The organism is Streptosporangium lutulentum, from assembly GCF_030811455.1.
GTDB lineage: Bacteria > Actinomycetota > Actinomycetes > Streptosporangiales > Streptosporangiaceae > Streptosporangium > Streptosporangium lutulentum.
Genome location: NZ_JAUSQU010000001.1, coordinates 2,455,777 through 2,470,477 on the forward strand (window position 1 = coordinate 2,455,777; position 14,701 = coordinate 2,470,477).

Sequence of the window (14,701 nt, forward strand, 5' to 3'; positions counted from 1 at the left end):
AAGAGAAAAGGGAGAACAATGAACAGAAGAAGCACCGCCCTGGCGGCCCTGGGAATCGCCGCCCTGGCTCTTTTCGCCACCCCCGGCGTCGCGCAGGCAATCGACCGGCCGACGCCCAAGCCCGTAACCGCCCCGTCGTCGACCGACACCGCGATCACCTCGTCGTCGCCCGACTCCGCTTTGGCGGCGGCCCCGGACGGCTATCTCTACGCATGGGTGGGCGCCAACAAAGGCGGCGCCTGGTGCCGCTGGTTCAACGACGACACCAACTGGGACACCTGCTCCGGAGCCGTCTCCAACATGGAGATGCGCAATTTGGCGAGCTCCCTGGAGAATCGCGGCTACACCGGCTCGTACGATGACGTCAACCTGTACTACAGCCCGAGCTACGGCGGCTCCAGGAACTGCCTGCCCAACGGCTACTACCTCAACAACCTGACGGGCATCTACTTCCTGTGGGACGGCAAGGCCGGCCAGGGCCAGTCGATGAACGACAACATCGCCAGCCACCGCTGGGCGAACTCCTGCTGAGGGCCGGCGGCAGAACGGCGCCGGCGTCTTCGTGATCCGAGCGAGCCGCGGCATCCGACGAAGGGTTTCTTACTCCGCACGACAAAGGGAGAACCCCCTTGGCCGGATGCCGCGGTTCCAACGTCGAATGCGTGGAACCAGTCGTTCCCGCAGAAGAGGACGACCTCGGATCCCCGGGGGAATCAATCGTCGGTGCTGGACTTCCAGCCGGAAACGATTCGATCGACTCGCAGGAGAGTGGCACGACGGGTATCCAGAGACCGGCGGGGGAGAGCCGCGACCGCCGGGGTGGTCGCGGGCGGTGGTGCGACCTGGATCACGCCGGCTCTGTCCCGGCTCCGTCGGGGACGGGGGCCGGATTCGCGGACGCTCCGCGATTTCATCGAGCGACGGTCGCCGACAGGCCTCAAGTGGATCTTCGCTCGTTAATGGTGTAGATCATTGAGCCGTGGACGACCGGTTGAAACGTGGTGCTCTGACCGATGACGAGTGGGCACGGCTGGAGTTGTTGTTGCCTGCTCCGGCCCGGAGGGGTAGACGGTGGGCTGATCACCGGGTGATCGTCGATGGGGTGTTCTTCCGGTTCAGGACCGGCTGTTCCTGGCGGGGGTTGCCGGAGGTGTACGGCAGTTGGAAGACGGTTTACGGCCGGTATCGCCGTTGGTCGGCGGATGGCACCTGGAAGATGATCCTGGATGCGTTGCGTCCCGTTGGGGATGAGGTCGGCGGGCGGGCTTTCGGTGCCCGGCCGAGGGTGCCGGAGGACATCCGGCCCTGGAAGAGGTTCGAGGTCGCGGACTGGTGATCGCGGGTCGCGACCTCAGGGGGAATGACTCCGGAGGCCGGGTGGGCCTCCGGGGTGCGTTCGGCTTCTGGGCCCGGGAGAGTGCGGTCGGGGGAATCTCGGGATCGGTGGGGCTTGTTCCTTTTTCGCTCCGGGGCATCGAATGAGTAAGCCGCCTTCTCCTGCTCGACGGAGCGCGGCCGTACCGGTTGCGGCATGGTCCGTCCCGCGCGGGCGACGTCAGGCGGGCCACCGCGCGAAGACCGGCGACGTGCGCTCACTGGAGGTGTGGGGTGTTCCCATCCGGTGCCGAGTGCTGGGTTCGGACGCGGCGGGCGATCGTGACGATCTCGCGGCTGGTTTCGGTGATGGGACCCCGGTGCCAGTCGCCGTACTGATCCTCGATGGTGAACCCGGCCCCGGTCAGGAACGTGGCCAGCGCTGGGACGTCGAGGAAGCGTAGGCTTGCCCGGTCGACGCGGAGGACTGTGCCGTCGCGCTCGGCGGTGGTCTCGGTGAACGTGACGACATCGCCGGCGACGGACTCAACGTCATGCCACATGCGTAGCTTGCGTCCGGTGGCGCCTTCGATGTCGAAGGCGTTCGACGGGTTCCAGCTTTCCCAGGCGCGAGCCTGCGGGTGGCGGGTACCGAAGACGAATCGGCCACCGTCGCGGAGCGAGGTGCGGATCGCGGTCAGGGAGGCCCGCAGCTCGTCGTCGGTGACCAGGTGCTGGAAGGCGTTGCTGGTCATCGTGGCCAGGTCGAACTCGTCGTCCCAGGCGGCGTCGGCGGCGACGCCGGAGACCCATGCGATGTCGGTGCGGCGTTTGGCCCGATCCAGCATGCCGTGGTCGGGGTCGAGACCGACGAGACGTCCGGTGTGACCAAGATCGCGGGCGCGGTGCAGCATGCTCCCGGTGCCACAGCCGAGATCCAGTACGGCACCGGCCGCCATCACGAGTTCGGTGCAGAAGACGACCTCGGGGTAACGGGCGGGGTCCCACGGATTCATCACGTCGTAGAGAGCCGCGGCCTCGGCATCGGAGAACATTCCGGCAGTATCCACAAACGGCCGACGACAGCCAACCGAATTACGCCGGTGCGCCGCTGCACCGCTGTCGAGCCCAGCCCGCCGGCATCGCCTCGAACACCGCCTGGGCCGGCCCGATGCTCGACGATCCGGACTCTACGTATTCAGGCACACTCTACGCAATTGGGACACTGCCGGATCACCGATCGGGCGGTGAAAATCGTCACGTTGACTCAAAAGTTAGCCATGCCTAACCTAAGTTCCCTCTGTCTTCCGGTGACTGTCATACCTGAGGTGAACTGTGTCTTTCCCGACCCTCGCGGCGGTTTCGCCGCCCCCGACGCCGCTGGGGCCCTTCTCGGACTCCGCAGTGGCATGGGCGACATGGATCACGCTCATGGGATTCGCCGGTGTGGTCGCACTGGCTCTTTTCGCCGCGGGACCCACGGCCCGGCGGGTCGGCGCAGGCGTGCTCGCCCCCGTCACGGCGCGGCTGGCGCGAGCCGCCGTCGCACTCGGAGTGCTGGCGGTACCGGCGGTGCTGACCGATCTCGCGCACGGGGCATCGGAGTCCGGAGGATACGACTACGCCGCGGCCTGGAACTCGCTGTACGACGGCAGCGCCACCGGGCTCCTGTCCGGCCTGGAGGTCACCCTCGCACTGGCGGGTGCCGTGCTGGTCGCTCCGCTCGCGTTCCGGGCCGTGGTCGGCGGCCGGGCGAGGTCGTGGCTGCTCGGCATCGGCCTGGCCGCGGGCGCGGTGGCGCTGGGCACGACCAAGTTCCCAGCCGAGGTACCCGACGACTGGGGCCGGGCCGGGTTCGAGACCGCGATATGGATGGTGCACCTGTTCGGCGGCGCGACCTGGATCGGGGGGCTGGCCGGACTGCTGCTGCTCACCCTGCCCGGAGGGGTTCCGGAGACCGCGCGAGGCGCGTTCTGGTCGGGGGCCGTCCGCCGGTTCTCCGTGCTGGCGATGAGTTGCGTGGCGGCGATCATGCTGTCCGGTCTGTTCCTGTACTGGGAGCATGTCGACGGCCCTTCGCAGCTGTTCACCACGATGTACGGCCGGGTGCTGGGCGTGAAGATCCTCATTTTCGGCACCATGCTGCTGCTCGGCGTCTTCAACCAGTTCTGGCTGCATCCCCGCATCGAGGCCCTGCGGGCCGGCGGTGACCAGCGGAACCTGCGGACCATCCTCCTCCGGCGGTTCCCCGCCCTGCTCGCGGTCGAGCTGTTGCTCGGCATGACGGTGCTGTTCGTCGCGCCCTTCCTGCACGGCTCGGCCCGCAACCAGGCCTTCCAGGCCGAAGCCGCCGCACACGCCACCTCGCTGTCGGCGGAGCTGCCGAAGATCCCCGCCAAGCAGGTCAGCGCATCCACCTGGACGTGGGGCACCGCCGAGACCCTTCTTGTCATCGCCGCCATGGCCGCCGGCTACCGCGTGTCGGGACGCATCGCCCGGAGCCGGACCACGGCGGCCACCGCCGCGGCAAGAAAAGAACCCGACGGCCTCGTCGGCGTGTAGCCGCCGTTCCGAGCGCGCCGACATGGGCGACTACGGGGGAGGGAGACGGAAGGACATCGTGGGTGGCGGCAGGTGCCGTCCGGCGCCTTGGCCGCAGCGATCTCCCCCGTCGTGCCCGACCTCATCGCGATCCGTTCGCAACGATGATCATGCAAGAGTGCCTTCTGGCGCATAGGTCGCTCTTGCGAGTATTTCGCAATAAGAGTACGTTTCTGGGGGTGTTTGTCCCTTTTGATGGAGCGATCGCATGAGCTCACCCGCCGCCACCTCGCCCTCGCGGCGCAGGCACCCCCTGTCCGGCGGGGAGTGGAGTCGCGTCGCCGGAATGGCCGGCTTCATCGCCGCGCTGCACATCGTGGGCTGGTTCTCACTGATCGCGTTGATCGCCCCGCACAACTACCAACTGGGCCAGGCGGGAGCCTTCACCGTCGGCCTGGGCCTGACCGCCTACACCCTGGGCATGCGGCACGCCTTCGACGCCGACCACATCGCCGCCATCGACAACACCACCCGCAAGCTCATGGCCGATGGCCGGCGCCCGGTCTCGGTGGGATTCTGGTTCTCCCTGGGGCACTCCACCGTCGTCTTCGCCCTGTGCCTGCTGCTCGGCCTCGGCGTGCGCACCCTCGCCGGCCAGGTCGAAGACGACGCCTCCGCCCTGCAGACCGTCACCGGCCTGATCGGCACCCTGGTCTCCGGCGTCTTCCTCATGATCATCGCGGTGATCAACGCCGTGGTCCTGTGGCAGATCGTGAAGGTCTTCCGGCAGATGCGCCGCGGCGCCTACGACGAAGCCGCCCTGGAAGCGCAACTGGACAAGCGGGGGTTCATGAACCGCATCCTGGGCGGAGCCACCAAGGCCGTGCGCAAGCCGTGGCACATGTATCCGATCGGGCTGCTGTTCGGCCTCGGCTTCGACACCGCCAGCGAGATCTCCCTGCTCGTGCTGGCCGGAGGAGCCGCCGCGTTCAGCCTGCCGTGGTACGCGGTACTGACCCTGCCGGTGCTGTTCGCCGCGGGGATGAGCCTGCTGGACACCATCGACGGCTGCTTCATGAACTTCGCCTACGGCTGGGCGTTCTCCAAGCCCGTGCGCAAGATCTACTACAACATCACCGTCACCGCCCTGTCGGTCGCCGTCGCGGTGCTCATCGGCGCGATCGAGCTGATCGGCCTGCTCGCCGACGAACTCCGCATCCAATCCGGGCCGCTGGCCGCCATCGCCGCCCTGGATCTCAACGACGTCGGCTACGCCATCGTCGCCCTGTTCGTCGCCACCTGGGTCGTCGCGCTGGTGGTGTGGCGCCTGGGCGGCATCGAGCAACGCTGGTCGGCCGACGTCCGCCCGGCCGACGCCGACAACTGACCCCGGCCCGGACGGCCGGGCGACCTTCCCACGCACCGCGGACGTCCGGCCGGAGTCCACGACAGCCGCGAACCCACACTCTGCGGGGAGCGCGCGCCCACGACTTCCGAACGTCTCCGCCCCGTGGCGGACGTGCCGCACGCCACCCCATCAGCACGCCGACCTCCGGCCATCGGCAGGGGATCGGTCCGGCCCTTGATCGGCGGTCCCGCTCGGCAGCGCCTTGGGACCGAGAGCCTGGAAGGCTTTCACGAGGGCCTGAACGGCGCCCCGCCGGTCGGTGCGCCGGCGCGCGACATGGTGCGTCAGATCTCCGCAGAAGAGTCGTCCGGCGCCCGCCGTCGGTTCATGGAGGAGTTCCCGAAGGCTTTCGGCCTCAGCGAGCACGAGGAGTGATCGGTGTTGCTGCTCGAGGGGGAACACGGACCACGGAGTCAACGACTCCTGCCGCGAAAGGCTCGCCGAGATGTTCGCAGCAACGACCACGCGCGGGCCGGCCCCGGTCGCCGGCCTTGCGCCGGGCCGGTGTCGTTCGCCTACCGGGTCTGGTCGGTGGGGCGGATGAGGATCTCGTTCACCGCGACGCGCTCCGGCTGGGTGACGGCGTACACGACCGCGTTCGCGATGTCCTCGGGCTGCAGGGTGCGCATGGAGGCGGCCATGTCCTTGGCGGCGGCCTGCATCGTGGGGTCGGTGATGTGGTCGGTCAGTTCGGTGGCGACGAAGCCGGGCTCGATGGCCACGACCCGCACGCCCTGGGCGGTGACCTCCTGCCGCAGCGCCTCGGTGAAGGCGGTGATGCCGAATTTGGTCGCGGCGTAGGCGCCGTTGCCGGCGGACGAGATCCGTCCCGAGGTCGAGGAGACCTGTACGACGGCGCCCTTGCGCTCCAGCAGGTGCGGCAGCGCCGCGTGGACCGTGTACATCGACCCGAGCAGGTTGGTATCGATCATGCGCGTCCATTCCGTGGTGTCCGCACCCGCGATCGGGCCGGCGAGCATCACCCCGGCGTTGTTCACCAGGATGTCCAGTGCGCCGAAGTGCTCGACGGTCTTCGCGATCGCGGCCCGCACCGACTCCTGGTCGGTCACGTCCAGTTCGAGGGCCAGCATCTGGTCGGGCGCCTTGCTCGCCAGAGCCTCCAGCCGGTCGACGCGCCGGGCCCCGACCGCGACCCGGGCCCCCTCCGCTGAGAGGGCCAGCGCGGTGGCCTCGCCGATGCCCGACGACGCTCCGGTGATGAGGACGACCTTTCCGTCCAGCGTGTTGCTCATGTTCTTCCTTTTCCGAATCACAGGTTCCCCGGCCCGCTCGGCCGTTCGGGTACATCACCTAAACGGACCGGTCGGTCATTTTTAATGCTAACACCGAAACGGACTGGTCGGTCATGTTGGGCGGTAGGCTGATGGGGGAGGGAGGCGTATGACTGGAACGACGTCCGTCGGCTCATCACGCAGTGACGCGGTGCGCAACCGTCGACTGCTGCTGGACGCCGCGGCTGAAGCGTTCGCCGAGTGCGGAGTCGAGGTGTCCATCGGTGAGATCGCGCAACGCGCCGGGGTGGGGAAGGGAACGGTCTTCCGCCACTTCTCCTCCAAGGAGGAGCTGCTGGCGGCGATCATGCTCGGCATGCTCAACGAGCTCGTGGACACCGGCACCGCACTGCTCACCGCCGACGATCCCGGCCTGGCACTGCGGGAGTTCATGACCGCCGGCGTGGAGATCTTCGTCAGGGACCGGGCGTTCTGCGAGGTCATCGGACGCCCGTCCTTGCAGCACGCGCAGGTGCGGGACGCGATCGACCGCCTGTGCGATGTCGCGGAAGGGCTCACCGCCCGTGCCCGCCGACAGGGCATCGTCCGCCCGGACATCACCGGCACCGATGTCGTCCTGATACTGGGAGGCATCCAGCACACGGCGGCGCCGCTGCTCATCGCCGAGCCGCAGGCATGGCGCCGGTACCTGGAGCTGATCCTCGACGGCGTCACCACCGGCACGGGGCGAAGGCTGCCGTACCCACCGCCGAGCCGGCTGCCCCTGATCGATCCGGACCCCGACCCCGGGCGCTGATCCGAGCGACTCTCGATGCGGGGGTGCCGTCACGCCGTAACCGCCGTGCCGTCAAGCAGCGTGGTGCGGATCTGTTTGCGGGAGGCGATGCCGAGCTTGGCGAAGACCTTGCGCAGGTGCCATTCGACGGTGTGCGGGCTGATGAACAGCTGAGCGCCGATCTCGGGGTTGGTCAGTCCGTCGCCGGCCAGGCGCGCTATCTGCGCTTCCTGGGCGGTGAGCGTGGCGCGCGCCTCGGCCGGGCGCTTGCGTATCGTCTCGCCGGTGGCCTGCAGTTCGCGCCGGGCGCGTTCCGCGAACGCCTCGGCCCCCATCTGGGTGAACATCTCATACGCGGCGCCCAGGTGCTCGCGGGCGTCGAGACGGCGGTTCTCCCGGCGCAGCCACTCGCCGTACAGCAGCCGGGCACGGGCGAACGTGATCCGGACCTCGGTACGGCCGAGCCGCTCGATCGCCTCACGGTACAGAGCCTCGGCGGCCGGTCCGTCGCTCACCTGGGCACGCGCGACCGCCGAGGTGCCCAGCGCCCAGTCGGTGCCGCTGGCCTGTGCCATCTCGTCGAGTCGTCGGGCGGCTTCGGCCGCGCGGGCCGGCCGTCCGCTCCGGGTGGCGGCCTCGACGAGCTCGACCATGGACCTGATGAACGGTCCGCCGAGTTCCTGCGGGTGCTCGCAGCCCCGCTCGGCCGCGACGTACGCCTCCTCGTAGCGGCCCAGGCTGTTGTAGAGCACGGAGCTCGCCCATTGGCCGGCGGTCTGCACCTTGCCTTCCCCCGCCAGGAGCGTGTCTCGCGTGATCGTTTCGATCACCTGGCGTGTCGCGGCTTCCCGGCCTTTCCACGGTTCGACCACCAGGGCCGCGTAGTGGGCGAAGACGCGACTGCCCGTCGCCTCACCGATCGTCGCCGCCTCGGCGACCAGCGCGTCGGCGACGGCGAGCTCACCGGCCATGGCCCGATTCGAGGCAAGCATGTGAAGGGCCGACGGCAGCACCGACAGAGCCCCCGTCTCGCGGGCCAGGTCGACCAGCCCCGCCGAGAGCGCCGACCAGTTGTCGAAGTCCCAGACGTTGTGGGCCAGGCGGCACGCGAGCGGGAGCCAGCCAAGGCCTTCCTGCCTGGAGATCCCTTCGGTGCGGAAGGCGTCCAGGGCCTGCCGCACCATCGGCACGCCCGCCGCGTACCCCTCGGTGGACATCACCGCCAAGCCGTTCAGGAGCAGATCGTCGCGCCCCGGTCGTGGCCCCGGCGGCGCGGCGAGAGCCGCTTGGGCGATGTCCACCAATTGGGCGCCGCTCGACAGCCGACCGGCGGTCATGGCCGCTTCCAGGGCGTCACGATAGGTCTCGCGGGCCAGTCCGGCGTCCAGCGGCTCCAGGCGCTTGGCGGCTCTGAGCAGCAGTGGCAAGGCGGCGCCGGCGCTTCTGGAGGTGAACATGATCTGACCGCGCAGCAGACCGGCCTGGGCGAGCTCGTGCTCGTCCAAGGGGCTGAGTTCGGCGGCGTCCAGCAGTTCGAGCGCGGCGTCGAACCCGCCGGCCTGGTACTTGGCCCGTGCCGCCGTCAGCGCTCTGGCGCCGCGGCGTGCCGGATCGGGGGTCAGCTCGGCCGCCCGCTCCAGGAACGCGGCGGCCGCGGCGACGCCGCCGCGTGCCTGCGCCCGGTCGGCACAGCGCTCCAGTTCGGCGGCCACCGCCTCCTCTGGGCCGGCTGCGGCGTTGGCCAGATGCCAGGCCCGGCGTTCGGGATCGGCGTGCGGATCGGTCGCGTCGGCCAGCGCGCGGTGCACGCTCTGCCGGTCCTGCGGGGCCGCCACGTGGTAGGCCGCCGAGCGCACGAGAGGATGGCGGAAACGCACCCGGGTCCCGATGGTGATGAGCCCCGCCGCTTCGGCCGGCGCCGCGGCGGCGGCGTCGATTCCCAGCAGCTCCGCCGCGCGGGTCAGCAAGGTCACATCGCCGACCGGCTCGGCCGCCGCGATGAACAGCAGTCGCTGCGTGTCGGCAGGGAGCGAGGTGACCCGCCGCAGGAAGCTCTGCTCGATCTGGCTGGCCAGCGGCCGTATGTCGGGCCGCCCGAACCCGCCGGCCAGCTCCGCCGGCGTCAACCCCCGGGGCAGCTCCAGCAGGGCCAGCGGGTTTCCCTGCGTCTCGGCGACGATCCGATCCCGTACCCGCTCGTCGAGCCGCCCGGGCGTCACCGAGTCCATCAGGGCGCGAGCGTCGCTGTCGCTCAAGCGCCCCACCTGAAGGTGCCGCAACCCCGTCAACTCGTGTTCCAGGCCGGGCTCACGCACCGCGAGCACCAGCCCGATCCGCTCGGCGAGCAGGCGCCGCGCGACGAAGGCGAGGGTTTGCGCGGAGACCCGGTCCAGCCACTGGGCGTCATCGACGAGGCAGATCAGTGGTTCCTTCTCGGCGACGTCGGCGAGCAGGCTGAGCACCGCGAGTCCGACCAGGAAGCGATCGGGCGGGGTGCCCGCGCTCACGCCGAACGCCGTCTCCAGCGCGTCGCGCTGCGGGCCCGGCAGGCTACAGAGACGATCCAGGAACGGGGCGCACAGCTGATGGAGCCCGCCGAAGGCCAGCTCCATCTCGGACTCGACGCCCGCCGCCCTGGCCGTCCGGCAGCCGGACGCGCTGTCACGCGCGTACTCCAGCAGCGCCGTCTTGCCGATGCCGGCCTCGCCGCGCAGGATCAGTACCGAGCTGTGGCCGGCCTGCACGGTGGCGACGAGCTGGTCGAGCGTCTGGCATTCGATCTGCCGGCCACGCAGTTGCAACCGGGGATCCGTGCCGGCCATCAGCACCGCCCACCCGGCACTCCGGCGTTGATGTCACGGCCGGGAGAGGTCACACCGTTGCGGCTCATGTGCTCGTTCCTTTCCGGGGATCGCCGCTCAGCCAAAGAAGGGGAGGAGGTCATGGGGCTTCCATATTTGTCCGTGTTTCGATGATGATTTGGGTGCGCGCGTGGCAGCCGTGCCGTCGGCCATGTCGGGTCTGTCCCGAACGGGGTGCGCGAGACCATGGAAGCAGGCGTGGCGATCGTAGGTCGAGGCAGAATGACAGGCACAAGTAGCCGGTCGGTTGTACCCGCCATCGGGCGAGGGGGCGTTGGAGCACGGCTGTTCGAGGAATCCGGTGGGGCCGAGCAAGCCGCTGAGATGGTCAGCGAACTCGAGGAGATGGCCGGGCCCGGCGCAGCGACTCGTCCCCGTCGCCCCCGCGCTGAGTCTTCTCACCCGTGGACGTCTCCTGGGAGAAGGGGGCGTTCCCGCGCGGAAGACAACCCACGACCAGGTTCTCGGTAGCGATCGCCGCAAACCAGCGGATATCGCTGACCAGCGAAGATACGAAGCGGGGGGAGATTATGGCCGCTTCCGGTGTCCTCGGCGTTACAGACTCGTCGGCTTTCGGTGGCACGGTATTCAGCGGGCACATATTCGTTGGTTTCGCGGCGGATGGCTACGGTGACCGCAGCCTGCGGCGGAAAGGCGACTCTTCGAGTTGCGTGGAGGTGGCGAAATCGAGTCGTAAGCAAACCGGCGTAGTTCACCTCGACTAAGGTGTCGTCGTATGAGTCACGTCGAGCCGAACATGCCGGTGAACACAGTCGGCAACTCCCCGTATATACAGGGAGAACTTTCCAAACTTGCCGAGCGTTATGGTTTGCGGCGTGCTGCTGCACGCCCCAGTCTTCCTACGTACCTGCGCCAGATGTGGGAACGACGGCACTTCATCACGACGTACGCGACGGCGCGGAACGTTTCGACGTACAGCGGCTCTGCTCTCGGTCGGCTGTGGCAGGTTCTCACCCCCCTGTTCAACGCCGCTATCTATTATGTGATGTTCGGTATAATCCTTGGCGGCAAGGGTGACATTCATAATTATCCGGCATTTCTTATTGTCGGAATGTTTATCTTTTCTTATACTCAACGGTCGATAACCAGTGGCGCTAAGTCGATCTCGGGCAACCTGGCGCTGATTCGTGCCCTGCACTTCCCTCGCGCGGCACTTCCCCTGGCCTATACGATCCAGGAACTCCAGCAGCTTGCCATCTCCATGGGAGTGCTCGTCGCGATCGTATTAATAACGCAGGAGCCGATCACCTTACTTTGGTTACTCATCCCTGTCATTTTGATCATGCAGACGATGTTCAATATCGGCGCCAGCCTCTTCATGGCCCGAATCGGCTCCACGTCACGCGACGTCAACCAAATGCTGCCGTTCGTTATGCGCACCTGGCTCTATGCTTCCGGCGTGTTTTTTTCCATCCAGGAAAAAGTGGTTGAAGATGCTAATTTGCCGCAGTGGGTGGCTGACCTGATGTACCTCAATCCCGTCGCCTCCTATATCGAATTCATGCGGAATATTCTCATCGAGTCACATAATCCTCCGCACTGGATTTGGATATCCTGCACCTTCTGGGCGATTTTTTCCCTTGTTCTTGGCTTCTGGTATTTTTGGCGCGCCGAAGAAAAATATGGCCGTGGCTGAGCCGTATGCGGATCTGTCGGGCTGAGCGGGAGTTGGCGTGCGCCCTCGGTGTTCTCGCCCGCTGTTTCCCAGATGTCGGCGTCCCGGCCGAATCTTGTGGCGGGTTTTGATCTCTCGCCGGATAGATCACCGGTTTCCATTGCCATGCAAGATCATCTGCTCGGATCGTCCCCATTCCGGAGTCTGCCCGCCCCGGCGAGAGCGTGTCTTTGATCTTTCAGATGTGGGTGGTGCTCGTCTCGAAGACGCGGTCGGCGGCGGCTTGCTCGGCCTTGCCGGTGCGGAAGTAGCGGGCCGCGCTTTCGGCGGGGACGCCGGCTGAGCCGATGAGGATGTCGACGCCGCGGCCCGGGGCGAGAAGGCGTCTGGCGAAGACGCTCTGAAGGTCGTCGAGATCGAGAGCGTCGGCCTCGACGTTCTCGATGCCGGAAAGGGCGTCGCGTGCGATCTCCGCCGGGCCACCGGCCCTAGACGCACAGCCCGGCCGTGCGCGCGACAGGCGCACGGCCAGGCCCTCACCTCGAGATCTCGGTGTTACGGCTGCGGACGGCGCCGTCTGATCAGCTCTGTGACCAGGTACGTTCCAGCGAGCATCACCACCGGTGTCACCACCGCCCCGATCAGAAGACCGGCGAGCACGTCATGCGGATAGTGGACGCCGGAAGCGATTCTCGTAAACGCGCCCAGGAGCGCCAACGGGACGACCACCGCGGCCAAGCGCCGCCAGACGACGAGCGCGGCGACCGCGACGGCTCCGGCCACAACCGCGTGGTTGCTCGGAAACGACCAGTCGCCCGAGGGCGGGCATGCGCTGATCGTCATGACGTTCCCGAGCGCTCGGCAGGGACGTTCTTCCTCGACCAGCACTTTGACAGTCTCGGCGATCACATAGGCCACGGTGGTCGCAACAGGGGCGAGCACCGCCAGAGCCATCGCGGGCATGCCCTTGCCGCGTGCTCTCCAGATCACGGCGATGAACACCGCGATCGAGCCGATGATCAGGGCCAGGCTGCCGGCCGCGATGGCGGCGCGCACCCAGGCCGGGGCTTCCTGCGTCAAGCCGACGATTGCCTGGTAGCCCTCGACACTGGGCTCGGGCGGCGCTGCGATCGTCATCCACTTTCCCGTTCCGCTCATACGACCTGGTGCGGCCATGATGGCAGGAATCGCCCCGCACATGATCATCATTGATGAAACCGGCCCTGGCGAGGGCGAGGGTCGACGAATCCGACCGTTGGTGATCAGTCCGGGCTGGATATTCACTGGGCCCAACCGGTGCGTGTTCGTAGGATCGGCGCATGACGGACGAGAATGAGTGGGCAGGGGCAGTACAGGCGGCTATCGATGGCGAATTGCGGCTCCTCGATCCTGAGGTGCGTGCTTCTCCGGCCCTTGTCCGGGAGCTTCTGGATCCGGAGTTCACAGAGATCGGAGCGTCTGGACGCTGGTGGGACGTGGAGTCGATCATCACGATGATGAGCGCGGAAACCGTGGCTTCGAAGTCACCGGTCAAGGTCAGCGAGATGTCCGGGGTCGAGTTGGCGCGGGGGATCGTTCACCTGACCTACTTTTCCGACTGGCAGGGGCGCCGGGCACGGCGGAGCTCCTTGTGGCGACTGACGGAGACGGGCTGGCGCGTGTACTTCCATCAGGGCACTCTGGCCGACTGAGTGCCGGGCACTCAAGGGCGTCATAATGGAGCCGAGTCGCCGTCGCTGCGGCGGACGCCGAGCCGGGCGGATTCGACCCGGCCGCCGCCGGTGTGACAGGTGGTTGAAGTTCCGTGTCACATCACCTCAGACCCGCGGCAACCACGAACGGTAACCGCCGTCGCGCAAAGCTGCTTCGGGAGAACGCGGCCTTCCCTGTTGATCATCCTGAGGATCCAGCCCTTTTTCGAGTGCGGTAAGCGATCTGCTGGCATGCCCGTGAGCAGTATCGGCGGGGCCGTCCGGTGACGGTTTCGGGGGTGGCGTCGCCGCACACGGCGCACCTGGGGGCCGGGGTGAGATCGTCCGTAGTTTCGTCACAGGCGGGCGTCTCGCTGGTCGCCGTGGCGGGTGTTTCGTCACAAGGGGCGCTGGGCGGGCCGGGCTGCGCGAGCGGGGGCCGGTCGCGCCGGATGGCCTCTGCCGGAGGCTCGACCGGCCGCGGGAGGGCCGCGGCGATGAAGGCGAGGACGCGCTCCAGCCCGTACCGGAACTGGTCGTCGCGGCTCAGGCGCGGCTGGCGCGACTCCATCACGATCTTGGTGAAGATCGGGTACTCCCCGCTGTCCACCAGCTGGTGGACGCGCGGGGAGCTCCGTGCCATCCACTCCGACTCGCTGAGCCCGCTGCGGCGGGCCTCCTCGGCCCAGCTGATCTCCTCGCGGACGGCGCTTTCGACGTAGTTGTTCAGCATCGCCATGAGGCCGAGGTTCTGATCGATGGAGACGTGGGCGTCGAGCGTTCCCATCCCTCGTTCGATCAACCGCAGCTGGTTGGGGCCGAAGCTGGGGATCGACCGCTGCACGGTGGCGATCCACGGGTGCCGCAGCCACATGGCCCGCAGCCCGTGGGCGTAGCGCGTCAGGTCCGCGCGCCAGTCGCCGGAGGGCATGCCCTCGACGTCGATCTCGCCCATCAGGCGGTCGGCCACGAGTTCGATGAGGTCGTCGCGGCTGGGGACGTACCGATAGAGCGACATCGCGCCCGCGCCGATCTCGGCGGCGATCCGCCGCATTGTGGCGGCCTCCAGCCCCTCGGCGTCGGCGATCCGGATCGCCGCCTCGGTGATCTGTGCGCTGCTGTAGGCCGGCTTCGGCCCGTAGGCCGGGCGCTCGGGCCGCATCCAGATGTTCACGTACTCGGTGTCGGCCACCGGTTTCACCTCCTCGGTTGCGTACATGGT

General features: G+C 67.8%; 14 protein-coding genes. 8 read left to right on the forward strand and 6 right to left on the reverse strand.

Translation table 11 applies throughout. The annotated features are described in order from the left end of the window. The first annotated feature begins 18 nt into the window (after positions 1 to 18). Complete coding sequence (locus J2853_RS10515) at positions 19 to 531, forward strand: hypothetical protein (RefSeq protein WP_307556815.1); 513 nt, start codon at positions 19 to 21, stop codon at positions 529 to 531. A 448-nt stretch (positions 532 to 979) separates the two neighbouring features. After that, entirely contained in the window at positions 980 to 1,336 is a 357-nt protein-coding gene (locus J2853_RS10520) for a transposase (protein ID WP_307556816.1), read from the forward strand. A gap of 256 nt (positions 1,337 to 1,592) precedes the next feature. On the opposite strand, the gene J2853_RS10525 is transcribed toward J2853_RS10520, so the two are convergent. Next, on the reverse strand, positions 1,593 to 2,369 hold the full coding sequence (locus tag J2853_RS10525; protein ID WP_307556818.1) for a class I SAM-dependent methyltransferase: 777 nt from the start codon (positions 2,367 to 2,369) through the stop codon (positions 1,593 to 1,595). Between the two features lie 376 nt (positions 2,370 to 2,745). Between J2853_RS10525 and J2853_RS10530 the strand changes: the two genes are divergently transcribed. The 3 genes from J2853_RS10530 (at position 2,746) to J2853_RS10540 (ending at position 5,638) form a co-directional block, all read left to right on the forward strand. After that, positions 2,746 to 3,876 carry a CopD family protein gene (locus J2853_RS10530; protein ID WP_307556820.1) on the forward strand — a complete coding sequence of 377 codons (1,131 nt, stop codon included), beginning with the start codon at positions 2,746 to 2,748 and terminating at the stop codon, positions 3,874 to 3,876. Between the two features lie 247 nt (positions 3,877 to 4,123). Further along, a complete protein-coding gene (gene nicT, locus J2853_RS10535) occupies positions 4,124 to 5,242 on the forward strand; it encodes a Nickel transporter NicT (protein WP_307556822.1) in 1,119 nt (372 codons plus the stop codon). 195 nt (positions 5,243 to 5,437) lie between these two features. Continuing rightward, complete coding sequence (locus J2853_RS10540) at positions 5,438 to 5,638, forward strand: hypothetical protein (RefSeq protein WP_307556824.1); 201 nt, start codon at positions 5,438 to 5,440, stop codon at positions 5,636 to 5,638. 140 nt (positions 5,639 to 5,778) lie between these two features. On the opposite strand, the gene J2853_RS10545 is transcribed toward J2853_RS10540, so the two are convergent. Further along, the gene (locus J2853_RS10545) at positions 5,779 to 6,516 is read right to left on the reverse strand and encodes an SDR family NAD(P)-dependent oxidoreductase (protein ID WP_307556826.1); all 738 of its coding nucleotides are present in this window, start codon (positions 6,514 to 6,516) and stop codon (positions 5,779 to 5,781) included. A 148-nt stretch (positions 6,517 to 6,664) separates the two neighbouring features. Between J2853_RS10545 and J2853_RS10550 the strand changes: the two genes are divergently transcribed. Continuing rightward, a complete protein-coding gene (locus J2853_RS10550) occupies positions 6,665 to 7,312 on the forward strand; it encodes a TetR/AcrR family transcriptional regulator (protein ID WP_307556828.1) in 648 nt (215 codons plus the stop codon). 29 nt (positions 7,313 to 7,341) lie between these two features. Here J2853_RS10550 and J2853_RS10555 read toward each other — a convergent pair whose 3' ends face one another. Continuing rightward, positions 7,342 to 10,113 carry an ATP-binding protein gene (locus tag J2853_RS10555; protein ID WP_307556830.1) on the reverse strand — a complete coding sequence of 924 codons (2,772 nt, stop codon included), beginning with the start codon at positions 10,111 to 10,113 and terminating at the stop codon, positions 7,342 to 7,344. Between the two features lie 775 nt (positions 10,114 to 10,888). Here J2853_RS10555 and J2853_RS10560 point away from each other — a divergent pair. Beyond that, entirely contained in the window at positions 10,889 to 11,809 is a 921-nt protein-coding gene (locus J2853_RS10560; RefSeq protein WP_307556831.1) for an ABC transporter permease, read from the forward strand. A 217-nt stretch (positions 11,810 to 12,026) separates the two neighbouring features. On the opposite strand, the gene J2853_RS10565 is transcribed toward J2853_RS10560, so the two are convergent. Further along, positions 12,027 to 12,314 carry a hypothetical protein gene (locus J2853_RS10565; protein ID WP_307556832.1) on the reverse strand — a complete coding sequence of 96 codons (288 nt, stop codon included), beginning with the start codon at positions 12,312 to 12,314 and terminating at the stop codon, positions 12,027 to 12,029. A gap of 29 nt (positions 12,315 to 12,343) precedes the next feature. Then, positions 12,344 to 12,925 carry a phosphatase PAP2 family protein gene (locus tag J2853_RS10570; protein ID WP_307556833.1) on the reverse strand — a complete coding sequence of 194 codons (582 nt, stop codon included), beginning with the start codon at positions 12,923 to 12,925 and terminating at the stop codon, positions 12,344 to 12,346. A 182-nt stretch (positions 12,926 to 13,107) separates the two neighbouring features. Here J2853_RS10570 and J2853_RS10575 point away from each other — a divergent pair, with 182 nt between their 5' ends. Then, on the forward strand, positions 13,108 to 13,479 hold the full coding sequence (locus J2853_RS10575; RefSeq protein ID WP_307556835.1) for a nuclear transport factor 2 family protein: 372 nt from the start codon (positions 13,108 to 13,110) through the stop codon (positions 13,477 to 13,479). 202 nt (positions 13,480 to 13,681) lie between these two features. Here the strand turns inward: J2853_RS10575 and J2853_RS10580 are convergent, their stop codons facing one another. Beyond that, positions 13,682 to 14,698: a TetR/AcrR family transcriptional regulator gene (locus J2853_RS10580; protein ID WP_307556837.1), complete on the reverse strand. Its 1,017-nt coding sequence runs from the start codon at positions 14,696 to 14,698 to the stop codon at positions 13,682 to 13,684. Positions 14,699 to 14,701 lie beyond the last annotated feature (3 nt).